This is a genomic window from Acidocella sp., from assembly GCF_050253495.1.
Taxonomy (GTDB): Bacteria; Pseudomonadota; Alphaproteobacteria; order Acetobacterales; family Acetobacteraceae; genus Acidocella.
Window position 1 is genome coordinate 94,614 of the sequence record NZ_JBFWIX010000001.1, and the last position, 25,216, is coordinate 119,829.

Annotated in this window: 26 protein-coding genes; 12 read left to right on the forward strand and 14 right to left on the reverse strand. The window is 63.0% G+C overall.

The genetic code is table 11. The features are described 5' to 3' along the window. The first annotated feature begins 15 nt into the window (after positions 1 to 15). Entirely contained in the window at positions 16 to 1,116 is a 1,101-nt protein-coding gene (locus AB7D48_RS00415; RefSeq protein ID WP_427975093.1) for a class II histone deacetylase, read from the forward strand. Positions 1,117 to 1,158: 42 nt separating this feature from the next. Here AB7D48_RS00415 and AB7D48_RS00420 read toward each other — a convergent pair whose 3' ends face one another. Together AB7D48_RS00420 and AB7D48_RS00425 are read right to left on the reverse strand one after the other, a co-directional pair. Next, entirely contained in the window at positions 1,159 to 2,772 is a 1,614-nt protein-coding gene (locus AB7D48_RS00420) for a GMC family oxidoreductase (protein WP_427975095.1), read from the reverse strand. Continuing rightward, the gene (locus AB7D48_RS00425; protein ID WP_427975098.1) at positions 2,750 to 4,150 is read right to left on the reverse strand and encodes an amidase; all 1,401 of its coding nucleotides are present in this window, start codon (positions 4,148 to 4,150) and stop codon (positions 2,750 to 2,752) included. The genes AB7D48_RS00420 and AB7D48_RS00425 overlap by 23 nt, the downstream gene beginning before the upstream one ends. Before the next feature lie 110 nt (positions 4,151 to 4,260). Here AB7D48_RS00425 and AB7D48_RS00430 point away from each other — a divergent pair, with 110 nt between their 5' ends. After that, positions 4,261 to 5,226 carry a LysR family transcriptional regulator gene (locus AB7D48_RS00430; protein WP_427975100.1) on the forward strand — a complete coding sequence of 322 codons (966 nt, stop codon included), beginning with the start codon at positions 4,261 to 4,263 and terminating at the stop codon, positions 5,224 to 5,226. A gap of 20 nt (positions 5,227 to 5,246) precedes the next feature. On the opposite strand, the gene AB7D48_RS00435 is transcribed toward AB7D48_RS00430, so the two are convergent. The 11 genes from AB7D48_RS00435 to AB7D48_RS00485 all read right to left on the reverse strand — a co-directional run bounded on the left by AB7D48_RS00435 (position 5,247) and on the right by AB7D48_RS00485 (position 14,379). Then, positions 5,247 to 6,773, reverse strand: coding sequence for a sodium:solute symporter family protein (locus tag AB7D48_RS00435; protein WP_427975103.1), 1,527 nt, complete (start codon positions 6,771 to 6,773; stop codon positions 5,247 to 5,249). After that, positions 6,770 to 7,051 (reverse strand): hypothetical protein, encoded by a 282-nt coding sequence (locus tag AB7D48_RS00440; protein ID WP_427975106.1) that lies wholly within the window; start codon positions 7,049 to 7,051, stop codon positions 6,770 to 6,772. The genes AB7D48_RS00435 and AB7D48_RS00440 overlap by 4 nt, the downstream gene beginning before the upstream one ends. 344 nt (positions 7,052 to 7,395) lie before the next feature. Continuing rightward, positions 7,396 to 7,602: a 2-hydroxymuconate tautomerase gene (locus AB7D48_RS00445; RefSeq protein WP_427975109.1), complete on the reverse strand. Its 207-nt coding sequence runs from the start codon at positions 7,600 to 7,602 to the stop codon at positions 7,396 to 7,398. A gap of 5 nt (positions 7,603 to 7,607) precedes the next feature. Further along, positions 7,608 to 8,381 carry a 2-keto-4-pentenoate hydratase gene (locus AB7D48_RS00450; RefSeq protein ID WP_427975111.1) on the reverse strand — a complete coding sequence of 258 codons (774 nt, stop codon included), beginning with the start codon at positions 8,379 to 8,381 and terminating at the stop codon, positions 7,608 to 7,610. Beyond that, positions 8,378 to 9,412, reverse strand: a complete 1,035-nt coding sequence (dmpG, locus tag AB7D48_RS00455; RefSeq protein WP_427975114.1) for a 4-hydroxy-2-oxovalerate aldolase — start codon at positions 9,410 to 9,412, stop codon at positions 8,378 to 8,380. The genes AB7D48_RS00450 and dmpG overlap by 4 nt, the downstream gene beginning before the upstream one ends. Next, positions 9,413 to 10,354, reverse strand: a complete 942-nt coding sequence (locus tag AB7D48_RS00460) for an acetaldehyde dehydrogenase (acetylating) (RefSeq protein ID WP_427975117.1) — start codon at positions 10,352 to 10,354, stop codon at positions 9,413 to 9,415. Positions 10,355 to 10,357: 3 nt separating this feature from the next. Continuing rightward, positions 10,358 to 11,137: a 2-keto-4-pentenoate hydratase gene (locus AB7D48_RS00465; protein ID WP_427975119.1), complete on the reverse strand. Its 780-nt coding sequence runs from the start codon at positions 11,135 to 11,137 to the stop codon at positions 10,358 to 10,360. Position 11,138: 1 nt separating this feature from the next. Next, positions 11,139 to 12,638, reverse strand: coding sequence for a 2-hydroxymuconic semialdehyde dehydrogenase (locus AB7D48_RS00470; protein ID WP_427975121.1), 1,500 nt, complete (start codon positions 12,636 to 12,638; stop codon positions 11,139 to 11,141). 25 nt (positions 12,639 to 12,663) lie between these two features. Further along, positions 12,664 to 13,065 carry a GlcG/HbpS family heme-binding protein gene (locus AB7D48_RS00475; protein WP_427975123.1) on the reverse strand — a complete coding sequence of 134 codons (402 nt, stop codon included), beginning with the start codon at positions 13,063 to 13,065 and terminating at the stop codon, positions 12,664 to 12,666. Between the two features lie 37 nt (positions 13,066 to 13,102). After that, positions 13,103 to 14,023, reverse strand: coding sequence for a catechol 2,3-dioxygenase (locus tag AB7D48_RS00480; protein ID WP_427975126.1), 921 nt, complete (start codon positions 14,021 to 14,023; stop codon positions 13,103 to 13,105). Beyond that, positions 14,014 to 14,379 carry a 2Fe-2S iron-sulfur cluster-binding protein gene (locus tag AB7D48_RS00485; protein WP_427975128.1) on the reverse strand — a complete coding sequence of 122 codons (366 nt, stop codon included), beginning with the start codon at positions 14,377 to 14,379 and terminating at the stop codon, positions 14,014 to 14,016. Before AB7D48_RS00485 ends, AB7D48_RS00480 begins: the two co-directional genes overlap by 10 nt. A 304-nt stretch (positions 14,380 to 14,683) precedes the next feature. On the opposite strand from AB7D48_RS00485, the gene AB7D48_RS00490 reads away from it, so the two are divergent. The 10 genes from AB7D48_RS00490 to AB7D48_RS00535 all read left to right on the forward strand — a co-directional run bounded on the left by AB7D48_RS00490 (position 14,684) and on the right by AB7D48_RS00535 (position 23,885). Further along, a complete protein-coding gene (locus tag AB7D48_RS00490; protein ID WP_427975130.1) occupies positions 14,684 to 15,412 on the forward strand; it encodes a GntR family transcriptional regulator in 729 nt (242 codons plus the stop codon). Positions 15,413 to 15,563: 151 nt separating this feature from the next. Then, on the forward strand, positions 15,564 to 15,857 hold the full coding sequence (locus AB7D48_RS00495) for a phenol hydroxylase subunit (RefSeq protein WP_427975132.1): 294 nt from the start codon (positions 15,564 to 15,566) through the stop codon (positions 15,855 to 15,857). A gap of 90 nt (positions 15,858 to 15,947) precedes the next feature. Then, positions 15,948 to 16,940: a phenol hydroxylase gene (locus AB7D48_RS00500; RefSeq protein ID WP_427975134.1), complete on the forward strand. Its 993-nt coding sequence runs from the start codon at positions 15,948 to 15,950 to the stop codon at positions 16,938 to 16,940. A gap of 18 nt (positions 16,941 to 16,958) precedes the next feature. After that, the gene (locus AB7D48_RS00505; RefSeq protein ID WP_427975136.1) at positions 16,959 to 17,231 is read left to right on the forward strand and encodes an MmoB/DmpM family protein; all 273 of its coding nucleotides are present in this window, start codon (positions 16,959 to 16,961) and stop codon (positions 17,229 to 17,231) included. A gap of 23 nt (positions 17,232 to 17,254) precedes the next feature. Then, a complete protein-coding gene (locus AB7D48_RS00510; protein ID WP_427975138.1) occupies positions 17,255 to 18,769 on the forward strand; it encodes an aromatic/alkene/methane monooxygenase hydroxylase/oxygenase subunit alpha in 1,515 nt (504 codons plus the stop codon). A 49-nt stretch (positions 18,770 to 18,818) separates the two neighbouring features. Continuing rightward, positions 18,819 to 19,181 carry a phenol hydroxylase subunit P4 gene (locus tag AB7D48_RS00515; RefSeq protein WP_427975140.1) on the forward strand — a complete coding sequence of 121 codons (363 nt, stop codon included), beginning with the start codon at positions 18,819 to 18,821 and terminating at the stop codon, positions 19,179 to 19,181. A 14-nt stretch (positions 19,182 to 19,195) separates the two neighbouring features. Continuing rightward, positions 19,196 to 20,257: an NADH:ubiquinone reductase (Na(+)-transporting) subunit F gene (locus AB7D48_RS00520; protein WP_427975142.1), complete on the forward strand. Its 1,062-nt coding sequence runs from the start codon at positions 19,196 to 19,198 to the stop codon at positions 20,255 to 20,257. 38 nt (positions 20,258 to 20,295) lie between these two features. Then, complete coding sequence (locus AB7D48_RS00525) at positions 20,296 to 21,216, forward strand: SphA family protein (RefSeq protein WP_427975144.1); 921 nt, start codon at positions 20,296 to 20,298, stop codon at positions 21,214 to 21,216. A gap of 130 nt (positions 21,217 to 21,346) precedes the next feature. Next, entirely contained in the window at positions 21,347 to 23,359 is a 2,013-nt protein-coding gene (nagA, locus tag AB7D48_RS00530; protein WP_427975147.1) for an N-acetylglucosamine-6-phosphate deacetylase, read from the forward strand. A gap of 13 nt (positions 23,360 to 23,372) precedes the next feature. Continuing rightward, positions 23,373 to 23,885, forward strand: coding sequence for a hypothetical protein (locus AB7D48_RS00535; RefSeq protein WP_427975149.1), 513 nt, complete (start codon positions 23,373 to 23,375; stop codon positions 23,883 to 23,885). Between the two features lie 7 nt (positions 23,886 to 23,892). On the opposite strand, the gene AB7D48_RS00540 is transcribed toward AB7D48_RS00535, so the two are convergent. Further along, positions 23,893 to 25,086: an MFS transporter gene (locus AB7D48_RS00540; protein ID WP_427975151.1), complete on the reverse strand. Its 1,194-nt coding sequence runs from the start codon at positions 25,084 to 25,086 to the stop codon at positions 23,893 to 23,895. Positions 25,087 to 25,216: the final 130 nt, after the last annotated feature.

Genomic DNA, 25,216 nt, shown 5'->3' on the forward strand with positions numbered 1-25,216 from the left:
AGATTGGAGACAAAAATGGCAACCGGCTGGAATTTCCACGAACTTTACCTTTGGCACGATACCGGGCGGGCGGCTTTGTTCTACCCGCCGGGCCTGACCATCGAACCGGGCGAGCATGCCGAAAACGCCGACACGAAGCGGCGCTTCAAGAATTTGATGGAGGTTTCGGGACTGACCGAACAGCTCGTCTCCCTCAAATCCACGGCGGTGAGCGATGAGGATCTCGCGCGTTTCCACAGCAAGGATTACATCGCCCGCATCAAGGCGGACTCCAGCGCGTGCGGGGGCGAAGCCAGCCCGCTCACGCCGTTCGGCCATGGTTCCTACGAGATCGCCTGCCTGGCCGCGGGCGGCACCTATGCGGTGATGGACGCCGTGCTGTCCGGCGCGGTTGCGAATGGCTACGCGCTGGTGCGCCCGCCAGGGCACCATGCGGAGGCGGCGCAAGGCATGGGGTTCTGCCTGTTCGGCAATATTCCCGTTGCGATTCTCAAAGCCCGCGGCGTGCATGAATTCGACCGCGTGGCCACGGTGGACTGGGATGTGCATCACGGCAACGGCACCGAGTCGGCGTTCTATGAAGATCCCGGCGTGCTGACAATCTCACTGCATCAGGAAGGGCTGTACCCGCCCAACCGAGGCCATGCGGCGGACCGGGGAAAAGGTAAAGGCGAAGGATATAACATCAATATTCCGCTTCCCGCCGGTAGCGGGCACGGCGCCTATCTGGCGGCGTTTGAGCGTGTTGTGCTTCCGGCCTTATACAAATACAAACCGGATATGATCGTCGTGCCCTCCGGCTTCGATGGTTCGGCGGCGGATCCGCTGGGGCGGATGATGCTGTATTCCGAAACCTACCGGCACATGACGAGGATGCTGAAGGCGGCGGCGGCGGATCTTTGCGGCGGACGACTGATGATGTCCCATGAGGGCGGGTATTCCGCCGCCTATGTGCCCTATTGCGGCCTGGCGGTGATGGAGGAGCTTGCCGACATCAAGACGGCCGTCGACGATCCGTTCCTTGAGGAATATGCGGGCTATCCAGGCCAGGAGCTGCGCCCCTGGCAGGCGGACGCCATCGCAGCCGCCGCTTCGTTGCTGGGCGGGATCAAATAAGCATCCGCAAGGCGCGGGGTGCTGACGCGCCCGCGCGAAACATCACGCCGCGAGGATCATCTTGCAGCCGCGTTCGGCGATCATGATGGTCGGCGCATTGAGATTTCCAGATACCATTTTCGGAATCGCCGAGGCGTCGATCACCCGGATCCCCTCCAGCCCGTGAATTTTCAAACTGGCCGGATCCGTCACCGCCAGCGCATCCGTGCCCATGCGGCAGGTGCTGGACGGATGATAGAGCGTGGTCATGTGCCCGCGCACATAATCGGCGATCTCCTCATCCGTTTCACATTCCGCGCTGGGTGACAATTCATAATCGATGAACTCCCTGATCGGCGATTGCCGCAGGATATGCCGGTGGATTCGCACTCCCTCCACCATGGTGGCAAGATCCTCCCCGCTTTCATCCGAAATGAAATAGCGCGGATCGATGGCGGGATTTTCCAGCGGGTCGGCCGAGCGCAGCGCGATCTCGCCCCGGCTGTTGGGGCGCTGCAAGGTGGCATGGCCGGTGATGCCGGAACGCCCACCGAGAAACCGCGCATAATCGCGGTGAGGGCTGATGGCGCCGTAAAGCTGCAAATCCGGCTCCACCCCCGGGCGCGAGCAGACATGGCCGCTGGCCGCCACCCAGGGCGAGGTCCGGATGCCGCTGCGGTGCTCGTTCCATTCCTTGAAGCTTCCGGAGAGCGTCGCCTCCGTCCAAGCGCCGATGCCCATCGGCGTCTTTGTGTAAAAGCTGGTTGGAATATTCAGATGATCCTGTAAATCCTTGCCCACGCCCGGCAGATCGTGCACAGGCTTCACCCCCGCCGCCGCCAGCTCCGCCGCGGGGCCGATCCCCGACAGCAGCAGCAGATGCGCGGTGCCGATGGCCCCCGCCGCCATCACCACCTCGCGATCCGCCAGCGCGCTGTGCGGCACGCCATTCACCAGGTAGTTCACCCCTTTCACGCGCGTGCCTTCCAGGATCAGCCCCGTCACACGCACGGCTTTCCGCAAGGTGAGATTCGGCCGCTCCAATGCCGGGCGCAGATAGGCCTTGCCGGTGCCCCAGCGCTCACCATCCTTGATGGTGAACTGAAAGAAGCCCACACCTTCCTGGCTCTCGCCATTATAATCCGGGTTGTAGGCATAGCCCGCCGCCCGCGCGGCCTCCACCCAGAGCCGCTCATGCGGGTCGATATATGGCACATTGCCGATATGCAGCGCCCCGCCCTGGCGGTGATAGGGGCTGTTGAGAATGTCCGCGTTATGCTCCGAAGCCAGGAATTCCGGAAATACATCCTTCCAGCCCCAGCCCTTGCAACCCATTGCTTCCCAGCCATCGTAATCGGAGGGCAGGCCGCGCATATAAATCATCGCGTTCAACGCGCCCGAGCCACCCACCATGCGCCCGCGCGGCCAGAAGATGCGCCGCCCCCGGCAGCCCGCCTGCGGCTCGGTATAATAGCCCCAATCGGCGCGCGTATTGAACATGCTCACCCAGTCCGAGGGTATGTCCGAGGCAATCGGCGCATCCTGCCCAGCTTCCAGCAGCAGCACCTTGCGGCCGCCATCGGCACTCAGCCGGTTCGCCGCCACGCAGCCGGCCGAGCCAGCCCCCACAATGATCGTATCGTACATTCCGACCTCACGCCGCGAAAAGCGGCTCAAGCGCCGCCGCCAGGGACAAAACCTTCGAATCATCGCCACGCGCGCCGATGATCTGCAATGCCACCGGCAAGCCCGCCTCGGTGGCGCCGCAGGGCGTCACGGCGGCGGGTTGCTGGGTGAGGTTGATGGGAAAGCTGAAGCCCGCCCATTCCGTCCAGCGCTTCAGCCCGGAACCGGCGGGAAGCTCCACCCCGGCCTCGAAAGCCGGAATGGCGGTACCCGGCGACAGGATGAAATCATAATCGGCCAAGGCCGCATCCATGGCCGCGCCGAATGAAGCGCGGCGCACCTGCGCCTGTACGAGCCGCACCGCATCCTTGGCGGCCCCTTCGCGCGCCACTTCCAGGAAACCAGGATCGATCCGCCCACGCCGCGCCTCCGGCACCGAAGCCAGCCGCGCCGCCGCGCCCGCGAACCAATGGTCGTGAAACAGCTCCAGCAGATCCTCGCCCGGCAACTTAAAGGGCGTCACCTCCACGCCCAGATCCGCGAGCTGGGCGATGCGCGCCGCGACAATATCGCGCACTTGCGGGTCCAGCGCACCGGCGGCGGGCTGGGACCAATACCCGACCCTCAACCCTTTCAAGGCCCTTTCCGCCAGCCCCAGAGCCGGAAACCGCCCCGCCCCCTGGTTCCAATCGCGCAGATCCCGGCCGGACATGGCCTTGAGCATGGCCATCGCATCGGCCGCGTTGCGCGTCATCGGGCCAATATGCGCCACCGTGCCGAAGGCGCTGGCCGGGTAGGCCGGGACCTGCCCGAAAGTCGGCTTCAGCCCGGTGATGCCGCAAAAGGCCGAGGGCACGCGAATGGAGCCGCCGCCATCCGTGCCGAGATGAAACACCCCCGCCCCCACGCAAGCCGCCACCGCCGCGCCGCCGGAGGAACCGCCGGAGGTCTTGGACGGATCATGCGGATTGCGGGTGATGCCGAAGGCCGGGCTGTCGGTCACCGCCTTCCAGCCGAATTCCGGCGTCGTCGTCTGGCCGATGAACACCACGCCATGCTGGCGCAGCAACGCCACGGCGGGCGCATCCTCCTCATAGGGCGCGGCATCGGTGGTGGTGCTGCCATAGCGCACGCTCCAGCCCTTGACCCAGACGATGTCCTTCAGCGTTGCCGGCACGCCATCCACATCGGAAAGCGGCGCGCCGGCGCGCCAGCGTGCCTCGGCGGCCCGGGCGGCGGCCAGCGCGCCCTCATGATCGATGCGGGTAAAGGCGTTGAAACGCGGATTGATCTCCTCCGCCCGCGCCAGACAGGCCTTCGTCACCTCGACGGGTGAAAGACCGCCCGCCCGGTAAGCGGCTTGCAGCGCGGCGGCGTCCAGCCGGCAGAGTTCATCCGGCGCGAAGCCGGGGGGAAAGCTGGTATCCATGAGTAACCTCATATTTGACGGAAGAATGGGGAAGGCCACGCGCCAGGGACGCTGTTGCGGCTTTCCATGAATTGGATAGGATCAGAAATTATCCTTCATTTTATACAGGAATGACGGCGTTGAATCTGACCATCCGCCAATTGCGCTATGTCAACGAGGTGGCGCGGCTGGGCAGCGTGCAGGCGGCCTCGCGCAGCCTGCATATCTCGCAATCCTCGATCCTGGCGGCAATCTCCATCGCCGAGGCGGAAATCGGCGCCCGGCTGTTCGACCGCAAGCCCGCGCGCGGTGTGATGCTGACCCCGGCGGGAGAGCGCTACATCAATGCCAGCCGCTATCTGCTGGAGGCCGAAAAGGAGTTCGACCGCGCCATCGGCACGCTCTCCGGCCGGGTGCCACCGGTCATCCGCATCGGGTGCTTCGAGCCATTCGGCGCCATTTTCATGGCGGAGATGCTGCGCCTGTATCTCGACGAAATCGGTGAGCAGGTGGAGATCATCCTGCAGGAGGGCGACCAGCTCGAAGTGCGGAACTGGCTGGCCGAAGGCAGCGTGGATCTGGCGATCCTTTACGATATCGGCCCGGACATTGTCGGCACCATCACCCGCATCTGCAAGGCGCCCGCCCATGCGCTGCTCAGCGCCTCGGACCCCCTGGCCAAGAAAGAGGCGCTGTGGCTGGCCGAACTGGCCGACCGACCGCTTGTGCTGCTGGACATGCCGCAAACCTCCACCTACCTGCTCACCTTGTTCGATGTTCTGGCGCATCGCCCATCGGTGAAATTCCGCACACGCTCTTACGAGACCGTGCGCTCGGCCGTGGGCTCGGGGCTGGGCGTCTCCATCCTGAATCTTCGCCCGGTGGGACGCGCCAACCAGGACGGGCCGGGCATAGCGCGCCGCCCGCTGCTGGACGAATTGCCACCCCCCACCCTGCTGATCGCCGATATGTACGGCACGCTGAAGCCGATGTTCCTGCGCGTGTTCATCGAAGTGTTCCGCAACTTCTTTCAGGGGCTGGGCCCGGCGCGGTTTGCCGTCACCACACCGGAACGCCAACGGACATTGCTGCTCTGACAGCCCGGCCATGACTCTGCCTACGCCGCCTCGACCTCGGAGGAGACAGCGGGCGGCAGATGCTCATACGCGCTGGCGGGCGCGCCCACGCGGGTCATCGCGAAGAGCTGCTCCACACGCGCACTCTCTTCCGCGGATTGCGGGAAGAGATAGGCACAGGCCACATACACGGCCGCATTCACCGCCAGCGCCACAACCCCGGAGGTGAGCCCGCCCAGCACGGAGATGGAGCCAGGGTTTTCAACTTCCAGCGCCACGGCGGTGATAAAGCCAACCACCATGCCCGCGATGGCGCCCTGCTTGTTGCCTTTTTTCCAGAACACGCCCAGGAATTGCGGCACGGCAAGCTGCACGATGCCCTGATAGGCGATGACCGCCAGCGTGAAGAGGGCGGCCATCTTGATGCAGGCCACCCAGGCGGCCAGCACCGTGAGCAGCAGCATGCAGATCTTCGCGGCGCCGACGAGATGCTTATGCGCCATCTCGGTATAATTGCCGATCAGATCGTTGGCGATCTGCGCGCCGGCGGCCTGGATGGTGCCGTCCACATTGCCCATGGTGGCCGCCAGCACCACAACCCCCGCCAACGCCAGCATCACCAGCCCGCCCGCCTGCTGGCAGACGATGAACCAAATATTGTCCGGGTTGGCCGCCACCTCCGGCAGTTTGGTGGCCAGAAGGCAGAGAATCAGAAACAAGGAGCAGAACACCAGGGACAGCGGAATGGCATAGGCCGCCGCCTGCTTCACGCTCTTCACGCCATCTGCGGTAAAGAGCCGCACGAAGATATTGGGCCAGCACCAGCCGCCCACCGTGCCGGTGAAGACCAGCGAGAAGAGATAAAGCGGCCCTTCCTTGGAACCCAGACCGGGAATGGCGAACAGCTTTGGATCGACGCTGGAAAAGGTGATGTGCTTGGTGTTCACCATCCAGCCCAGCAGCCCGATGACGATGAGCGTGCCCGCGATATAGGCGGCGATGCCCTGCACCATGTCGGAGATCACCACGCCGCGCATGCCCATGCGGATGGTCCAGAATTGCCGCACCACCAGCACCACGACCCCCAGAATAATGGCGGCGGTGAAGCTCATCTTACCCAGCGACATCGCCTGGAACAGCGTGCCCAGCGCCTGCATGCCCAGCACCAGCCAGGGAAAGGAGGAGATGATGCCGATCATGCCCGCGAGTGCGCGGATGTGATGGGAGTTATAACGCAGCGCGAACAGATCTGGCTGGGTGCGCAAATCGAACGCCTGCCCCCACATCCATACACGCCGCGCCATCAGATACATCAGCACGATGGTGAGCAGGCTGTAGGAGAGCAGGTAGAACCCGATCACCCCGCCCGAAACCGCCAGCCCCGCGAAGGCGATGAAGATGGCGCCGGGGTACCAGGTATTGAGAAAGGACATCGCCTGATAGGCGCCGCCAAAGGAGCGCCCGCCCACGGCATATTCCGTGAAATTCTTATCCTTCCTGAAGGTAAGCTGCAAAATGCCGATCACCAGCGCGAAGAACGCGGCCAGGATACCGAATGTAACGATCATGGCTCACCTTCCGTCACATGATGCGTGCCCATTCCCTCGAAATTTCCGCGCTTCACCTCGATGGCATAAGCCGTCACGATGCTGCCCGTGATCGAAGCGCCGGTCAGGATGAAATAGAACACCGAGAGCGGCAGGCCGAACACCGCCGGCGTGGGGCCGCTGGCCGCCCAATAGATGGGGGGCAGCAAGGCCAGGGCGGCATCCAGGGCGAACCATAATTTGATCCAGCCAGGATATTCCTGCTCAGACAAAACAGGGGGAGAGGGAACTGAACTCATTCGGTAACACCTCCTCAGCGCGCAAAACAGACGCACATATTTTGCGCTCTAGTGCAAAAATCGGATAAAATAAGAACACTCGTTTATTATTGTTGCCGTAAATTTAGCTTATCAACCAAGCATAACTACGCAAAACATATAATTTGAAAATAATTCATACATTTTATGTACATAAATCCGGGCCATATGGCCGCGCGGCGCGACAAGACCGCATCAAAAAACGGCAGAGGCGGGATCATCCGCCATCTGCCGTTTTCCTGAATCGCGCCCCCTCGCGGCTTATGCCATCGGGTGGCGCAGAAATCGTCCCGCCCTTGCGCCGGGCCCGTGAAAGGCTCGGCGTTTCAAGCCGATCCCTTCTTCGTGTCCGGAAGCCCCTTGACCTCTCCCGCCACCCCGAAATGCCAAGGCGGCACCTCGTTGATAATGACCCGCACAGCCTCGCGCGGGGCGCCGACACTCTCGACGACGGCATCGGTGATGGCGCGGATCATCTTTTGCTTCAGCGCGACAGTGCGGCCCTCGATCAGCGTCACATTCACGATCGGCATGGGCTTCAAGCCTCCACGTTGAACGAAACCCGGCCAAGGGTCTGGAAATGGGTTTGGATATGCTCGCCTGGCGTGAGCGCATGCGCGGCGGTGGCGCCGCCCGCCAGCACGATGTCGCCCGGCATCAGGCTTTCCCCCGCGCGCCCCACCAGCCGCGCGGCCGACACCAGGGAGCGGATGGGATTGCCCAGAATGGCGGCGGAGGATCCGATCTGCACGGGGCGGCCATTCACCTCCATCACGATGCCGAGATTGCTCACATCCGTGCTCCGGGGCGCCCAGGGACCGACATAAAAGCCCGAGGAGGAGGAGTTGTCCGCGATCACGTCCGGCAGCGCGAATTTGAAATTCTGATAGCGGCTATCGATGATTTCCAGGGCGGGGGCGACAGCCTCCACGGCTTGCAGCGCTTCCGCGGCGGAGACTTCGCCCGCCAGCGGCTTGCCGATGATATAGGCGATTTCAGGCTCGACACGCGGATGCACGAATTTGCCGCGCTTGAGCACGCCGCCTTCATCCTGGCGCATCGCATCGGTCAACCGGCCCCAGATGACCTCCGACACGCCAACCTGCACCATCTTGGCGCGGGAGGTCAGGCCCATCTTATAGCCCACCCGGCGCTCCCCGCGCGCCCAGCGGCGCTGCAGCAGCATGAGTTGCACGGCATAAGCCTCGGCGGCGGAAAAATCTGGATAGGTTTCGGTGAGCTGCGGCGTGGCCGTGGCATTGCGCGCGGCATCGTCGAGCTTGTCCGCGAAGGCGGCGAGCGCCGCGCTCATGCCACCTCTCCACGCGCCTTGAGAAGATCCAGGGCCACATCGAGGATCATGTCCTCCTGGCCGCCGACCATCTTGCGCTTGCCAAGCTCGTCCAGAATGGCGCGCGTATCCACGCCATGGGTTTTCGCGGCGTTTTCCGCATGGCGCAGGAAGGAGGAATAAACCCCCGCATAGCCCAGCGACAGGCTTTCGCGGTCCACCCGCACCGGGCGGTCCTGCAGCGGACGCACCAGATCGTCCGCCGCATCCATCAGCTTGTAGAGATCGCAGCCCGTTTCGATCCCTTCCCGGTCCAGCACGGCGATCAGCGCTTCCAGCGGCGCATTGCCGGCCCCGGCCCCCATGCCCGCGAGGGAGGCATCCACCCGCACGGCACCGGCCTTGATGCCCGCCACGGCGTTGGCCACGCCCAGCGTGAGGTTATGGTGCGTATGCACGCCGATCTCGGTCTCCGGCTTCAGCGCGTCGCGCAGCGCCCGCACGCGCTCGGCATATTGCTCGGGCAGCAGGGCGCCGGCGCTGTCGGTCACATAGACGCATTCCGCGCCATAGCTTTCCATCAGCCGGCCTTGTTCCACCAGTTTTTCCACCGGCGCCATGTGCGCCATCATCAAAAATCCGACCGTATCCATGCCGAGCTTGCGCGCCGCCTCGATATGCTGGCGCGACACATCGGCCTCGGTGCAATGGGTGGCCACGCGCACGGACCGCGCGCCCGCCTCATACACGGCCTTGAGGTCGTGCACGGTGCCAATGCCCGGCAGCAGCAGAACCGTGACCACCGCGTGCCGGCAAACCGCCGCCACCGCCGCGACCCATTCCGCATCGTCATGCGCGCCAAAGCCGTAATTGAAGGTGGAGCCGGTGATGCCGTCGCCATGGCTGATCTCGATGGCGTCGATTTTCGCCTCGTCCAGCGCCTTGGCGATGGAGACCGCCTGCTCGATGGTATATTGATGCCGCACGGCATGCATGCCATCGCGCAGCGTCACATCCTGCACATAGAGCTTGTTGGGATTCTTGCGAGCCATTTATGCCGCCTCCTTCATCAGCTCGCGCGCCGCCCAATGGTTGGCGGTCGTCAGCGCGGCGGATGTCATGATGTCGAGATTGCCCGCATAAGCGGGCAGATAATGCGCCGCGCCCTCCACCTCCAGCATGATGGTGGTCTTGAGGCCCGACACATAACCGATGCCTGGAATCCGCACCGGCGCATTGTCGCCAATGGTCTCGAACTGCACCTTCTGCTTCAGCCTGTAGCCGGGCACATAGGCCTGCACCGCTTTTTCCATATCCAGAATGGAAGCCTCGATCGCCTCGCGCGAGCCGCCCTGGCTCAGCACGAACACCGAATCACGCATGATCAAGGGAGGCTCGGCGGGATTCAGGATGATCACCGCCTTGCCGCGCTCCGCCCCGCCCAGTTTTTCGATGGCATGGGACGTGGTCTCGGTGAATTCATCGATATTCGCGCGGGTGCCGGGCCCGGCGGATTTGGAGGAGATGGAGGCGACGATTTCGCCATACACCACCCGGTCCGTCGCGCGTTTCACGGCATAGACCATGGGGATGGTCGCCTGCCCACCGCAAGTGACCATGTTGACGTTCGGCTCGTCGATATTCGCATCCCCATTGATCGCCGGGATGGTGAAGGGACCGATGGCGGCGGGGGTGAGGTCGATGACCTTCTTTCCATCCTTCCGCAGAATTTCGTTGTTCTTGATGTGCGCCCCGGCGGAGGTCGCATCGAACACCACCTTGATGTCCTGGTAATTGGGCAGCTTGCGCAACCCCTCGATGCCCTCATGCGTGACCGGCACGCCCAGGCGCTTGGCGCGGGCCAGACCGTCAGAGTTCGGGTCGATGCCCACCAGCGCCCCCATGGCGAGATGCTTGGAGGTACGCATGATCTTGATCATCAGATCGGTGCCGATATTGCCGGACCCGATGATGGCGGCTTGTATCTTGGCCATATCTCACTCCTTGGAAAATGCGGCGCGCACGGCGCCCAGCCCCTCGATGCGCACATCGAACACGTCACCGGGGCGTACCGGCGCCATCGGCCCCAGCGCGCCGGACAAAATCGTCTCGCCCGCCCGCAAGGGGCGGCCGACACGGGCCATGATTTTCGCCAGCCAGAGCGCCGCGTTCAGCGGCGAGCCCAGGCAGGCCGCGCCGGCGCCGACGGATACCGGTTCGCCGGAAGCTTCCATCACCATGCCGCACAGGCGCGGGTCGAAATCCGTCAGTCGAACCGGGCGCGATCCCAGGACATAGAGGCCGGAAGAGGCATTATCCGCGATCGTGTCGGTGATGCGAATATCCCAGTTGGCGATGCGCGAACCGACGATCTCGATGGCCGGCACGGCATATTCGATGGCGCGGAACAGATCCGCGACGGTGAGCTGCTCATGGGGGAGATCCTGCCCGAGCACGAAGGCGATCTCCGCCTCCACCTTCGGCTGCATCACAGCGCCCAGCGCGATCTCCTCGGCGTCGCCACGGGCCATGTCGGCGAAGAGCATGCCGTAATCTGGCTGGTCCACGCCGAGCTGCTTCTGCACGGCCAGGGAGGTGAGGCCGATCTTGCGCCCCACCAGCCGCCGCCCGGCGGCAAGCGCGCGCTCTGTATTCACGGCCTGCACGGCATAGGCGCCGTCCAGATCGCCTTCCGCCAGCAGGGTGCGGATAGGCGCCGCCGGCACACCGGACCGCGCGGCCTCGAACAGCGTATCCGCCGCTTGGGTGATCTTCATTTCAGAGCTTGACGCAGACATTCGTCATTTCCGTGTAGAATTCGAGGGAGTGAACACCACCTTCGCGGCCGATGCCCGAGGCCTTCGCCCCACCAAAGGCCGTGCGCAGATCTCGCAGGAACCAGGAATTGATCCAGCAGATGCCGACCTGCAACTTCGAGCCGACGCGATGCGCGCGGGAGAGATTTTCCGTCCAGACCATGGCGGCAAGGCCGTAAGGCGTGGCATTGGCCAAGTGAATCACCTCCTCTTCCGTATCGAATGGACGGATATGGCAGCATGGCCCAAAAATCTCTTCCGTCACCACCGGCGAATCATCGGCCAGCCCGGTCCAGATGGTCGGCTGCACCCAGGCGCCGCCCGCCAGCTCCGCGGGCATGTCCGGCACGGCGCCACCCGTCACGACCGTGGCGCCATCCGCCACCGCGCGGGCGTAATAAGACAGCACCTTCTTGCGGTGCGTCTCGCTGATCATCGGCCCCATGCCCGTCGCGGGGTCTTCCGGCCGGCCCAACTTCAGCGCCTCCACCGTGGCCTTCAGCTTCGCCACGAAGGCGTCGAAAATCGGGCGTTGCACATAAAGCCGCTCGGTGCCCAGGCAGACCTGGCCGGAATTGGAGAAGACGGAGCGCATCGCGCCTTCCACCGCCTTGTCGATATCACAATCCGCGAAGATGATACCTGGGTTTTTCCCGCCCAGCTCCAAGGAAACAGGGCGGATGCCCGTCGCCGCCGCGCGCATGATATTCTCGCCGGACTTCGTCGAGCCCGTGAAGGTGACACCGTTCACACCGGGATGCTGGGTCAGCATCTGCCCGGCGGAATTGCCGCCAAAACCATGAATGACATTATACACGCCCTTGGGCACGCCCACCTTGTTCATCACCTCGCCCAGCAGCGTGGCGGTCAGCGGTGTCGCTTCCGAGGGCTTCACGACCACGGTGTTGCCCAACGCCAGGGCGGGGCCAACCTTCCAGGTCATCAGCAGCAACGGCAAATTCCAAGGCGAGATCACCGCGATCACGCCGCGCGGGCGGCGCAGCCCGTAATTCAGCGCACCCGCGCCATCCGGCGTGGGCATCGGAAAACATTCCGTGGAAACGGTTTTCGCCACATCCGTGAACATGGTGAAATTCGCCGCCCCGCGCGGAATATCGATATGGGACGCCAGGCTGGCCGGCTTACCGGTATCGAGACATTCCGCCGAGAGGAAATCGTCGAACCGCCGGTTGATCTCGGCGGCCACCTCCGCGAGCATGGAGGTGCGGTCCGCCAGGCTCATCCGTCCCCAAGCACCCTCCAGCGCGGCGCGGGCGGCTTTCACGGCCGCGTCCACCTCCGCCTCTCCCGCTTCCGGCACGAACCCGATCCGTGAACCGTCGACAGGGCAGATATTATCCCACCCCTTGCCTGAATTGCCCTGGGTGAACACACCATCGATAAAATGCGAGGCATCCCGGCGGAATCCCGCCTGCGCGCGTAAATCCGTCTGAATATTCATGGTACTGTCCTTAATGGCTGGAAACTCATCCTGGCTGCCCCAACGCGGCCAGGCCGGCATGCGCGGCGGCACGGTCGTCATCCTCGGAACCACCGGAAACGCCGAGCCCGCCGATCACCACGCCATTTTCACGCACCGGCACGCCACCACCGAACAACACGACATTCTGCCGCGCGGCGATACCGTCCAGCAGCACCTGGTCGTGCCGCAAGGCCGCGCGCAAATCATCCGTGCTGGCGCCGAAAACCGCGGCGGTGAAGGCCTTGTCCCGGGCAATGTCAACGGAGGCGCAAAACGCACCGTCGGCCCGCAAGCAGGCCAGCAGATGCCCGCCCGTATCGACCGCCGCCGCCACCACGGGCACGCCGCGCGCCTTGCCCGCGGCGACCGCCGCCCGCACCGCGCTCAGCGCCGCCGCGCTGGTCAAACAAGGCACTGTCCGGGAAATGCTCATCACGGCAAACTTAGGTCACGACGCTCAGGAACGCATCGTTAAGCTGGCGTTCGTAATAGAAGATCGCCTTGCCGATCTGGCTTTCATCCCAGGTGCGGGTCGGATTGTCGGGGTAATAGGTGTAACCCCCGGCGAACACCTCGTTGCGGTTTCCGGATGGATCGAAGAAATAGATCGTCTGCCCGCGGGTAATGCCGTGCCGGGTGGGACCGACATCGATGGAAATGTCGTAGCGCGTGATGATATCGGCCGCGTGCCCCACATCGCCCCAACTTTCCAGCATGAAGGAAAGATGATGAAGCTTGCCGGGCTCTGGATGTTTGACGAAGGCGATGTCATGCGCCTTCATGCCGCAGGACAACCAGATGGCCAGCAGCCCGTCTGGCGTGTCCACGCGCTCGGCGCATCTGAACCCCAGAACCTTCTCGAAAAAATCAAGATTTTCATCGATGTCGGGGCCATAGAACAAAGCATGGTCGAAACGCTGCGCGGCCATGCCATGCGGCTCGACGCTCCAGACATCGGGATTGTGAATGAAGGGTTTGGGATCCGACAGATCCGCATGCGCGTACAGCTCGATCCTGTGCCCGGACACAATGGTAAAACCGACACGCCGCCCGATCCCCGGCTGCTCACCGGCGGGAACATGATCGACGGCATAGCCATAAGCGACGATCCGCTTTTCAAACTCATCCAAATCCGCCTCGGAGGCGACCTTGAAGGTCATGTAATCGACACACGCCTGGTCAGCGGTGCGCAGCACGATGCTGTGATGGTCGAATTCATCCCCAGCCTTGAGATAGACACGACCGTCCTCGCCGGTCATGACCTCGTGCAGCCCAATGCGTTTGATATAATGCTCCAGCGCCTTTGGCATATCGAGCACGCGGATCTGAATGAACCCAGGACGCAGAACTCCGGTCATAGACATTTGGTTTCTCCCTTTTCTTCCGCCCGGCGGAATGGTTTCGTTAAAGCATCGGATTCAAGCCGCAAAACAAGATCCGACAATGGAAAAACAGCACAGGACAGCACGACTCCCGCCGCTTCGTCCGTTTCCGATACATGCGCGCGGCTCATGGCCTCGCGCCGATACTCTCCGGCGAGCACCCGCGCGCGGCAGACACCGCAGCCGCCACGCCGGCACCCTACCGGCAATTTCCGGCTCAAATCCTTCAATTGCCCACGCCCCTGGGCACGCTCCATCGCCACCAGAGCGCGTTCGCCCTCATAACAATCCGCCTCTCCGGCACCTTCGACGGAAATCTTGAAAGCACGCGGGCTCATGCGCCGCGATCCACACCGAAGACTAGCCCGCGCCGAAAATACAGCGCCCGCATCTCGTCCATTTCGTCCCTCGTGGCTTTATTCGCGGGCCGGAGCCTGCGCCCGCTCTTATGGCGCGCAGTATCGGGGAAGGGCGCCCCGGCGTCAATAATAATTTCGAGATTTTTTAAAACATCGTAAAATTAACAATTTTACGCATAAGTGCCAAACGGGGTGATTTTCTTAAAAAGCTTGTTTTTTTTCACCGGATTACTACCCTGTACGCAGGATCCGGCCCGCCTGACCGGATCCTGGAGCAGGAATCATGGATAGCAACATCAATATCAGCCCGGCGCACGGCATGAAGCCGACCAGCGCCCGCAGCCTCGTGGAAGCGGCCTATGCCACCATCCGGCACGAGATTCTCAACGGCACGCTTGGGCCGGAAACCAAGCTGCGCTTTGAGATGCTGCGCAAACGCTACGGGTTTGGCGCCAGCACCCTGCGTGAGGCCTTGACAAGACTGGTCGGCGAATCGCTCGTGACCTCCGAGGAGCAGAAAGGCTTCCGCGTCGCGCCGGTCTCGCTGGAGGATTTCTCGGACATCACACGCACCCGCATCTTCCTGGAAAAAGAGGCGCTGCGCGAATCGATCCTCGCCGGAGACGATGCCTGGGAGGGGCAGCTCGTCGCGGCTTACCACCGCCTATCCAAGACCGAAGCCAAACTGGCCGCCTCGCCGCAAGCACAGCAGGATGAGTTCGAGGACCGCAACCGTGAATTCCACCAGGCGCTGATCAGCGCCTGCCCCTCGCGCTGGTTGAATCATATTTACGGCATCCTGTTCCAGCAATCCGAGCGCTACCGCCGCATCTCACTGGTCAACCGCATGGTCTCGCGCGATGTTCACGCCGAACATAAGGCGATTTTCGAAGCCGCCTTGCACCGCGATGTCGAACTTGCCTGCAAGGTCGCGGGCGAACACATAGAACGCACACTGACCGTTTTCACGAAGCTTCTTCATCAATCCGCCGATGCCGGGTTGAAATCTTAAATTAACGAAAATATTTTTTATTTCCGCCTTTACAAAAAATCTCGAAATTTTTATTGACGTCCAGGTAAAATCTTCCTACTAAAACCGCCAAGCGAGACATGCACCCGAACAAGTAAGCATCGCATGCCGCCTGCCTGGAGGAAGTTTGAGAATGGCGCACCATCGGCAAGCCACGGCCGCGGGCGAGACCATGTACTCACCGCAAGACCCCACCGCCTATGTGAAGATTCTAGGAACGAGATCGGAACGATTCGTCGAGTTTGAATTTTGTCTCGGCGATGAGGCTCTCACCGTGGAGTTGATCTTGCCCTTCACCGCCTTCACCGAATTCTGCGCGGCACGGCAAGCGCGCATCCTGCCGCCGCAAGCCACCATGGCCGCGGAACTGGACAAGCTGGCCTGGCGGGCGGGGCAACCAGGATTGCTGCGCCCACCCCACCCTTAAAACAGCGCCCGCCCACCTCCCCGGGGCGAAGAATCATAAGACGCAAGCCGCAACACGGCCATCGCACGATGCGCCGAGGAGAGAGACCGCATGACCGTACAAATCAAAACCATCGACCTGGAGCCACGGCGCCATACATTCGCCCATGTGGCCCGCAGGCTGGGAGCGGACAAACCCGCCTCACGCTATCAGGAAGCCACGCTGGACATTCAGGCCACCGAGAATTTCCATTACAAGCCGCTCTGGGAACCGGATTATTGGCATTACGATCCGCGCAAAACCGCAATCGTCATGCAGGATTGGTACAAGCCCCTCGATCCGCGCCAATATTATTACGCTTCCTATAACATCGCCCGCGCCAACATGAACCAGGCGGTGGAACGCAATTTCGGCTTCGTCGATGAGCGCGGCCTCCTGACCAAGGCCAGCGACAGCGCGCGCCACGCCATTCAACGCGGCTTGCTGCCCCTGCGCCATCTGCACTGGGGCAGCAACATGAACATGACCGAAATCTGCCAGCGCGGCTATGGCACCGCCGTCACGGCCCCCTGCATCTTCTCCGCCGGCGACCATCTTGGCATGGCGCAGATCGTCAGCCGCATCGGCCTGGCGCTGGATGGCCAGACCGGCGCCTCGCTCGATGAAGCCAAGCAAGTCTGGCTCCACGATTCCGCCTGGCAGGGTATCCGCCAATTGACGGAAGACACGTTCGTGGAACGCGACTGGTTTCATCTTTATGTCGCGCAGACGCTCGGCATCAACGCGGTTCTGCTCGGCTTCGCCTACCGGCGGGCCGACAATGCCTGGCGGGATGCCGCCATGGCGGTGGCCCTGCTGAGCGAATTCATGACCGACTGGCTGGCCGAGGAGAGCCGCTGGAGCAGCCATGTCATCAAAACCGCCGCCGCGGAATCCGAGGCGAACCGGCGGCTCATTTCCGGCTGGGCCGCGCATTGGATCGACCGCGCGGTCGCGGCCGGCGAACCTCTCTGCGCCGCGCTGCTCGAAGATAACGGCGAGGCCGCCCACGCCGCCGGCGCCGAGGCACGCAAGCTCGCCGCCTCTCTCGGCCTGGCCATTTAAGCAACAGGATCCAACAAAATGGCACAGATCGCCTCCATAACATTGGTGCAGAACGACGATGCCCGCCCCATCATAGAGGCCATCATGGCCGATAATCCTGATGTCAGGGTTCTCAACATGCCAGGTGCCGTCAAGCTGGATTGCGACGGCAAGATCACCGTCCGCCGCGCCTCCGTGGAAGAACGCATCGGGCGAAGCTGGGATCCGCAGGAGATCCAGCTCGTGCTCGTCTCCATGGCGGGAAACCTGAACGAGGACGACGACGAGTTCACACTGAGCTGGAACCGCTGACAAACAGAAAAGGGAACCGCGACATGAGTGGGAAAAAACTTGGGTTACGCCAGCGCTATGAACATATGACCCGTGGCCTGGACTGGGAAACCACCTACCAGCCGATGGACAAGGTCTTTCCCTATGACAGTTTCGAGGGAATCAAGATCAAGGATTGGTCCGCCTGGGAGGACCCATTCCGCCTGACCATGGATTCATACTGGAAATTTCAGGCTGAAAAGGAACGCAAACTATACGCCGTGCTGGATAGCTTTGCCCAGAACAACGGCCAGACCGGTATTTCCGACGGCCGCTACATGAATGTCCTGAAGCTCTTTTTGACCGGCATCTCCCCGGAGGAATATCAGGCGCATCGCGGTTTTGCCTTTGCCGGGCGGCATCTTCGCGGGGCGGGCACGCGCGTCGCGGCGCAGATGCAATCGCTGGATGAGCTGCGCCACCTGCAAACGCAGGTTCATACGATCAGCCATTACAATAAATATTTCGATGGCATCGGCGAATTTCCCCTGATGCATGACCGGGTCTGGTACCTTTCCGTCCCGAAAAGCTTTTTCGACGATGCCCGCAGCGCCGGACCGTTTGAGTTCATGATCGCGATCGGCTTTGCCTTCGAATATGTATTGACCAATCTTCTGTTCGTGCCCTTCATGTCCGGCGCGGCCTATAATGGCGACATGTCGACCGTCACCTTCGGCTTCTCCGCGCAGTCGGACGAAAGCCGGCACATGACCCTTGGCATCGAGGTCATCAAATTCCTGCTGGAGCAGCACCCCGACAATCTGCCCATCGTGCAGCGCTGGCTGGATAAATGGTTCTGGCGCGGACACCGGCTGCTTGGGCTTGTCGCCATGATGATGGATTACATGCTGCCGAAGAAAGTCATGTCCTGGAAGGAAGCCTGGGAGATTTATTTCGTCGAGGCCGGCGGCGCCCTGTTTCAGGATCTCGCGCGCTACGGGCTGAAGATGCCGAAACATGCCGACATCGCCACCGCCGAGGCCGAGCATATTTCCCACCAGAACTGGGCGATCTTCTATCAATACACCCATGCCGCCGCCTTCCATACCTGGATGCCCGACGAAGCGCACATGGATTGGCTTTCCGAGAAATATCCCGCGACCTTCGACAAATATTACCGGCCGCGCTGGGAGATGTGGGCAAGAATGGAAAAGGAGGGCAAGCGCTTCTACAACCCCGGCCTGCCGCAGCTTTGCCAATGCTGCCAGATTCCCATGGCCTATACGGAGCCGGGAGACCCCACCACCATTTGCTTCCGCTCCAGCAGCTACAAGGGCCAGCGTTATCATTTTTGTTCAGATGGCTGCAAGGACATCTTCGACAATGAACCGGAGAAATACGCGCAGGCCTGGCTGCCGGTGCATCAGATTTTCCAGGGCCATTGCGGCGGCGCCACGATCCCCGACGTGCTGAACTGGTATCATCTCAAGGATGGCGCCGACAACATGGATTATGCCGGATCCCCCGACGAGGCGATCTGGAACGAGTGGCACGCCAGCAAACTTCGCGCCGCCGGCTGAACCGCACATGGGGGCGCGGGGCGTCCCCATTTTCTCAAGGGAGATGAAAATGCCCGTTACCGCGCTCGACCCCGATTATGAAGCCAGAACACAACCGCGCGACAAGTTTGAAAATTTCCATGGCAATGCGCTGGTCTATGTTCATTGGGAGGAGCATCTCTCCTTCTGCTCGGCCATCGCTTTTCCGCTGCCCTTGAGCATGCCGTTCGCCGCCATGGTGCAGGAGGTCATCGCACCGCAATATGCCGCCCACCCGGATGCCGCGAAAATCGACTGGTCTGGCGCGCTCTGGTCCATCGACGGTGAACGCCGCATCCCCGCCCCCGACGCCTCGCTGGCCGATAACGGGATTGGGCATAAATCGCTTCTGCGTTTCTGGACGCCCGGTTTGTCCGGCGCCGCTTACTCCTGATTTTGGACAGCAAGATGAGCCATCAGCTTGTCATTGAACCTCTTGGTGAAACCATCGAAGTGGAAGATGGCCAGAGCATGCTGGATGCCTGCCTGCGCCAGGGCATTTATCTGCCTTATGCCTGCGGCCATGGGTTGTGCGGCACCTGCAAGATCGACGTCGCCGAAGGCGAGGTCGACCATGGCGACTCCTCCCCCTTCGCGCTCATGGATTTCGAACGCGAGGCGGGCAAGGCCCTGGCCTGCTGCGCCAGGCTGAAAAGCGATGTCACGATCGAAACGGACCTGGAGGAGGATCCGGATCAATTGCATATTCCCGTGAGGGATTTTCAAACAACCGTCGCCGCCATCGACTCTCTCACCCATGATGTGAAGGGGCTGCGCCTGCGGCTGGAAAACGGCCCCATGCACTTTCAGGCCGGACAATATGTGAATGTGAATCTGCCGGGCGTTTCTGGCACCAGGGCTTTTTCCATCGCCAATCCGCCTTGTGAATCCGGCCATGTGGAATTGCAGATCCGGCGCGTGCCTGGCGGGCAGGGCACATCCTATATCCACGATTCATTGCGGATTGGCGACAAGCTGAACATCTCCGGCCCCTATGGCCGCTTCTTCGTCCGCCGGTCCCGTGGCGGGCCTTTATTATTCCTCGCCGGTGGCACGGGCATCTCCAGTCCGCGCGCCATGATCCTGGATCTTCTTGGTTCTGGCTACGACGCTCCCATAACGCTGATCCATGGCGTGCGCACCCATGCCGATCTTTATGGCGAGGCGGAATTCACCGCCCTGTCGGCAAGCCATCCGAATTTACGTTATGTTCCCACGCTCTCGGCCGAGCCTGGCTCGGGGACCTGGTCTGGAGAGCGCGGTTTCGTGCATGAGGTAGCCGCGCGCCTATATGACAATATGTTTGAAGGATTAACGGCTTATCTCTGCGGCCCGCCACCGATGATCGAAGCCTGTGTCAATATTCTGATGCAAGGCAGGCTCTTTGAAAAACACATCTTCACCGAGAATTTCCTGACCGCCGACCAAGCGGGCAAGAAAGCCAGAAGCCCCTTGTTCAAGACGCTCTGACCTCTCGGCAATACCGTATAACCAAAAAGGGAGCCAACATGTCGAAACCGCTTCATTATCTCAGCGCCGCGCTGGTGCTCACCATGCTCGGGCAGGCGGCGAACGCCGAGGAACTCTGGGATCCTTACCTGCGTGGCGTGAATGAGGGCCTGCCCGCGGGCGCGCTGCCGCCGCCAGGCGTGTATGGCATCCTCAATAATTATTGGCTGAGCTATTCGCGGTTCGACAATAATGGCGACAAGGTTTCCAACACGGGCCTGTTCGCGGTCATTGAAGTGCCCGTTCTGCTCTGGGTTCCCGGCATCAAGCTTCTCGGCGCCGATTACGCGGTGGGCATCGCGCAACCTTTCGATTATACCTCCTCCTCCAACAAGCTCTCGCCTTATTCCGGCTCGGGCAATATCGGCCTTTACAACACGATCCTCATCCCCGGGCAGCTTTCATGGACCTTGCCCCATCACCTATTCGTCAAGACGGGGCTTGAAATCTATCTGCCCGACGCCTCGACCACGATGGGCGATCTGGTGTCCGGCAAGATAAAAAATGGCGGCTTGCCATCCGGCAATGGCTACACGGCCATCCAGCCTGATCTCGGTTTCAGCTATATCAACGGCCCCTTGACGTTAAATGCGGGCTTCAGCATCTCCTTTCCTGTCACGGACGACAATTACGACGGCATATCCTACAGGTCTGGCAATGAGTTTTCCGCCGATTACTCGGCCATGTACGCCATCGGCAAATGGTCGTTCGGCCTCGGCATGGAGCAGCAGCAGCAGCTCAATGGCGACAAGGTCAACGGCGTCGATATCGGCAACAAGGCCACCAACCTGGCGATGGGGCCGCTCGTTTCCTATCAGGCCGGCAGCGTGACCATCACCGGAGAATGGAACCACAACCTCATCACCAAGAACGAGGTCGCCGGCGATTTCTTCAATGTCCGGCTGCTGACCCGGTTCTGACCCGAAGGCGGGCCGGATCCCGTCCGGCCCGCCTCTTGCCTTTGGCCCGGCCACGCCGCAGAAGGGACGCCAGTCCCTCAACTCCGCCTGGCCAGACCCCGCCGCCCGGCGGCACGGCCCGGTTGTTCCGATGCGTATTTTTGCCCAGCGCCTGTTCGACGGTGATTCCCTCATCGGCCCCGCCACCGTTGAAATCGCGGAGGGGCATATCCTCGCCGTGCTGCCCGGCGAGGCCAGCCCGGATCTGCATCTCCCCCATGGCGTGCTGGGTCCGGGGTTGATCGACCTGCATAATAACGGCGCCTTCGGGGTGGATTGCGCCACCGCGACCCCTGAAGACTGGGACCGTTTCGTGGAGGGGCTGGCCGAACGCGGCGTCACCCGCGTGCTGCCCACCATCATCACCCAGCCCTTGCCAGACATCGCCAAGGCCGCCACGCGCCTGCGCGCCGCCATGCAACGTCATCCGGAGCTGCTGGGGCTGCATCTTGAAGGCCCGTTCCTTGCCCCCTCCAAACGCGGCGCCCACCGGGCGGATTGGCTGTGCCTGCCCGACGATGCCGCGCTCGACACGTTGCTGGATGGCCCGGCGGCGGCCGTGCTGCGGCTCATCACCCTGGCGCCCGAGCTGCCCCACGCGCCAGAAGCCATCGCCCGGCTCACCCGCGCGGGCATCCTCGTCGCGCTCGGCCACACGGCGGCGGATGCGGCACATATGCGCGCGGGCGCGGCCGCGGGCGCGCGGCTGGTCACGCATCTCTTCAACGCGCAATCCCCGCTCGGCCACCGCGCGCCGGGCGCGCCGGGCGTGGCGCTGACGGACCCGCGCCTCGCCCCTTGTGTGATCGTGGATGGGGTGCATGTGGATCCCACCTTGCTGCAAATCGCCTTCCGCGCCTGCCCGCGCGCCATCGTGGTGACGGATTCCATCGCCCTGGCCGGGCTGGAGCCTGGCGCCAGCCTGGAATTTGGCGGCGCTCCCGCCACGCTGGGAGCGGACGGCGTGGGCCGCCGGACGGACGGCACCATCGCCGGAGCCGCCATCACGCTGGATGAAGGGGTGCGCCGGCTCATCGGCCTTGGCATCGCGCCGGAAGTGGCGCTCGCCGCCGCCACTTCCCGGCCCGCCGCCGCCTTGGGGCTAACGGCCGGGCGGATCGCCCCTGGCGCGCCGGCGGATCTCGTCTGGTGGTCCGAGGATTTCCACGCCCAGCAGGTCTGGCGGGCGGGTCGACCCGCCACCTCCAGCCCCCCGCGCGGCACCGAGTCTCCCCGCGCCGAGCTGATGGATCTGGAGACACGCGGCACGGAAGAGATTGTGCGCCTTTTCCTGGGCCAGGAAGCAACCGCCCAGCGCGCCATGCAAGCCGCCATCCCCGCCCTGGCCAGGCTCGCGGACAAGGTGGCGGAACGGCTCGCGGCGGGCGGACGGCTCTTTTATGCCGGGGCGGGGACATCCGGGCGGCTCGGCTTTCTGGATGCGGTGGAATGCCGCCCGACCTTTGGCGTGGAGCCGGGTTTGATCGTGCCGCTGCTGGCGGGGGGAGCGGGGGCCTTCATCCAGGCCGCGGAAGGGGCCGAGGATGACGAGGCCGCCGCCCGCGCCGCCTTGGACGAGCACGAATTCAACGCCAGGGATGCGCTGGTGGGCATCGCCGCGTCCGGCGGCACGCCCTTCACGCTGGCGGCGCTGCGCCATGCGGCCGGGCTGGGCGGGCTCACCGGCGCCATCGTCAACAATGCCGGATCGCCCATGGCCAGAACGGCCGACATCGCGGTGGAAATCCTTTCCGGGCCGGAGATCATCGCCGGCTCCACCCGGCTCTCCGCCGGGTCAACGGAGAAGATCGCGCTCAACACCCTCTCCTCGGCGGTGATGATCCGGCTCGGCAAGACCCATGGGCCCTTCATGGTCGACATGCATGCCAGCAACGCCAAGCTGCGCCGCCGGGCCGTGCGCATCGTCGCCGCCCTCACCGGCGCGGGCGAGCAAACGGCAAGCCTTGAACTGGAGGCCTGCGGGATGCATGTTAAACTGGCTGTGCTGGCCATCAGGCTTGGCCTGCCGCCGGAAGCGGCGCGGGAGAGGCTGAAGCAAGCAGGCGGCTCGCTGCGGCGGGCCCTGGCGGACGAAAAGGGCTGACGGGACGAAGACATTGGCCGGGAACATCATCGGTTTGGCGCGAAAGGCGGACGATTTCATCATCGACCGGGTGCTGCAGCCGGGGGTCGACCGCGCGGAATGGTGGCTGGGCCTGCCTTTGTTCACATTGGCACGGGTTTGCGCCGCGGCCGGGGCGTTGAGCGGGCTGTTCTGGATTCACCTGTTCGACCGGCCTTATTCGACCGGTTTTTTCGAGGACATGCTCTGCCTGGGCATCATGGCCGGGGCAGCCCATCTGCAAATCAACGCCCAGCAGACGCAAGCCACGCGGCGGGCGCGCATGGCGCCGGCCGTGCGTCTCTCCGGCCTGCTCTGGCGTACGCTCTGGCTGCTGGACCTGGTGCTGTTCCCCACCCAATGGCCGCTGGAATCCCATGCCCGGCTGATCGGAAACTTCACCTGGACGCTGTTGCTGGTGCTGCCTTACTGGCTGATCTGCTGCCTGAAGGCCCCCCCGCCAGAACGCAGCCACGCGCTGCGCTACGCCACCATTCCAGTGCGCTGAACCGCCTCTATTCGGCCCCCGCCAGCACGCCGGAGCGTTGGCTCAACGCCGCCAGGGCCCAAATGCTCAACCCGCCAAGCGACATCGCGCACCCCACCCAACCGCTGGCTGGCAACCCCCATCCCGCGCCGATCGCCAGCCCGGCCAGAACCGGACCCAGCGCATTGGCCGTGTTCATGGCGCTATGATTCAGCGCCGCCGCCAACGTCTGCGCCTTTCCGGCCACATTCAGCAGCCGGGCCTGCAAGGGCGAGCCCAGCCCAGCCCCGCCCCCGACCAGAAACGCCGCCAGCGCCATGCTCCAGAGATGCCCTGTCATCAACGGGTAGAGCGCCTGCGAGGCGGCACTCCATAGCAGCACCCCCGCGATGGTGGCCATCAGCGCCTTGTCCGCGAAACGCGCGCTCACCAGATTGCCCAGCGTCATGCCGATGCCAAACAACACCAGCACCATCGGCTCGGCCGCTGGCGCGGCATGGGTAACCTGCAGCAAGGTCGAATCGATATAGGTATAGACCGCGAACACACCGCCAAATCCGATGGCGCCAATGCCCAATGTCAACCAGACCTGCCGATTGCGCAGCGCCGCCAGCTCATCCAGCGGGTTCCGGCGGCGCGGCGCCTCTTCCTCACGCGGCACCAGCACCCAGACCAGCCCCGCCGTGACCGCCGCCATCACCGCCACCAGCACGAAGGCCCAGCGCCAACTCAGGAGCTGGCCGATTTCATTGGCCAGCGGCACGCCGAAAATGGCGGATACGGTCAGCCCGGTCATTATGCCGGCAATTGCCTGGGTCCGCTTGTGGGGTGGTACCAGCCCGGCCATCACCAGCGCGGCCACGCCAAAATACGCCCCGTGCGGCAGACCCGCGATGAAGCGGAACAGCAGCATCCAACCGAAACTCGGCGCGAAGGCGCTCAGCAGATTGCCCAAGGCGAAGAGCAGCATCAGTATGATCAGCAGGCTGCGCCGGCGCATCCTGGCCCCGGCGACGGCCAGAACCGGCGCGCCCACCACCACGCCCAGCGCATAGGCGCTGATCACCTGCCCGGCGCTCTCGATGTCGATATGCAGCCCCTTGGAAAAATAGGGCACCAGCCCCATCGTCCCGAACTCCGTGGTTCCGATGGCAAACCCGCCCATCGACAGCGCTAACAGAGCCAGACCGGCATGCCCGGTCCCCTGGGCCACATGACGCATCGTAAATCCACCGCCAAATTATCAGGAACGGCCGCGAAGGCCCCGAAGCCTTCATGTGATCGCACTGCAGCATGGGGTCAAGCCCGCCACGCCCCGTGACAGGAAATGCGTTTCCTGTATACGATATGTT

Coding starts and splice junctions, on each gene's coding strand:
- AB7D48_RS00415 (WP_427975093.1), top strand. CDS start 16: ATGGCAACCGGCTGGAATTTCCACGAACTTTACCTTTGGCACGATACC.
- AB7D48_RS00425 (WP_427975098.1), bottom strand. CDS start 4,150: ATGGATACCAGCTTTCCCCCCGGCTTCGCGCCGGATGAACTCTGCCGG.
- AB7D48_RS00430 (WP_427975100.1), top strand. CDS start 4,261: ATGACGGCGTTGAATCTGACCATCCGCCAATTGCGCTATGTCAACGAG.
- AB7D48_RS00435 (WP_427975103.1), bottom strand. CDS start 6,773: ATGATCGTTACATTCGGTATCCTGGCCGCGTTCTTCGCGCTGGTGATC.
- AB7D48_RS00440 (WP_427975106.1), bottom strand. CDS start 7,051: ATGAGTTCAGTTCCCTCTCCCCCTGTTTTGTCTGAGCAGGAATATCCT.
- AB7D48_RS00445 (WP_427975109.1), bottom strand. CDS start 7,602: ATGCCGATCGTGAATGTGACGCTGATCGAGGGCCGCACTGTCGCGCTG.
- AB7D48_RS00450 (WP_427975111.1), bottom strand. CDS start 8,381: ATGAGCGCGGCGCTCGCCGCCTTCGCGGACAAGCTCGACGATGCCGCG.
- dmpG (WP_427975114.1), bottom strand. CDS start 9,412: ATGGCTCGCAAGAATCCCAACAAGCTCTATGTGCAGGATGTGACGCTG.
- AB7D48_RS00460 (WP_427975117.1), bottom strand. CDS start 10,354: ATGGCCAAGATACAAGCCGCCATCATCGGGTCCGGCAATATCGGCACC.
- AB7D48_RS00465 (WP_427975119.1), bottom strand. CDS start 11,137: ATGAAGATCACCCAAGCGGCGGATACGCTGTTCGAGGCCGCGCGGTCC.
- AB7D48_RS00470 (WP_427975121.1), bottom strand. CDS start 12,638: ATGAATATTCAGACGGATTTACGCGCGCAGGCGGGATTCCGCCGGGAT.
- AB7D48_RS00480 (WP_427975126.1), bottom strand. CDS start 14,023: ATGTCTATGACCGGAGTTCTGCGTCCTGGGTTCATTCAGATCCGCGTG.
- AB7D48_RS00485 (WP_427975128.1), bottom strand. CDS start 14,379: ATGAGCCCGCGTGCTTTCAAGATTTCCGTCGAAGGTGCCGGAGAGGCG.
- AB7D48_RS00490 (WP_427975130.1), top strand. CDS start 14,684: ATGGATAGCAACATCAATATCAGCCCGGCGCACGGCATGAAGCCGACC.
- AB7D48_RS00495 (WP_427975132.1), top strand. CDS start 15,564: ATGGCGCACCATCGGCAAGCCACGGCCGCGGGCGAGACCATGTACTCA.
- AB7D48_RS00500 (WP_427975134.1), top strand. CDS start 15,948: ATGACCGTACAAATCAAAACCATCGACCTGGAGCCACGGCGCCATACA.
- AB7D48_RS00505 (WP_427975136.1), top strand. CDS start 16,959: ATGGCACAGATCGCCTCCATAACATTGGTGCAGAACGACGATGCCCGC.
- AB7D48_RS00510 (WP_427975138.1), top strand. CDS start 17,255: ATGAGTGGGAAAAAACTTGGGTTACGCCAGCGCTATGAACATATGACC.
- AB7D48_RS00515 (WP_427975140.1), top strand. CDS start 18,819: ATGCCCGTTACCGCGCTCGACCCCGATTATGAAGCCAGAACACAACCG.
- AB7D48_RS00520 (WP_427975142.1), top strand. CDS start 19,196: ATGAGCCATCAGCTTGTCATTGAACCTCTTGGTGAAACCATCGAAGTG.
- AB7D48_RS00525 (WP_427975144.1), top strand. CDS start 20,296: ATGTCGAAACCGCTTCATTATCTCAGCGCCGCGCTGGTGCTCACCATG.
- nagA (WP_427975147.1), top strand. CDS start 21,347: ATGCGTATTTTTGCCCAGCGCCTGTTCGACGGTGATTCCCTCATCGGC.
- AB7D48_RS00540 (WP_427975151.1), bottom strand. CDS start 25,086: ATGCGTCATGTGGCCCAGGGGACCGGGCATGCCGGTCTGGCTCTGTTA.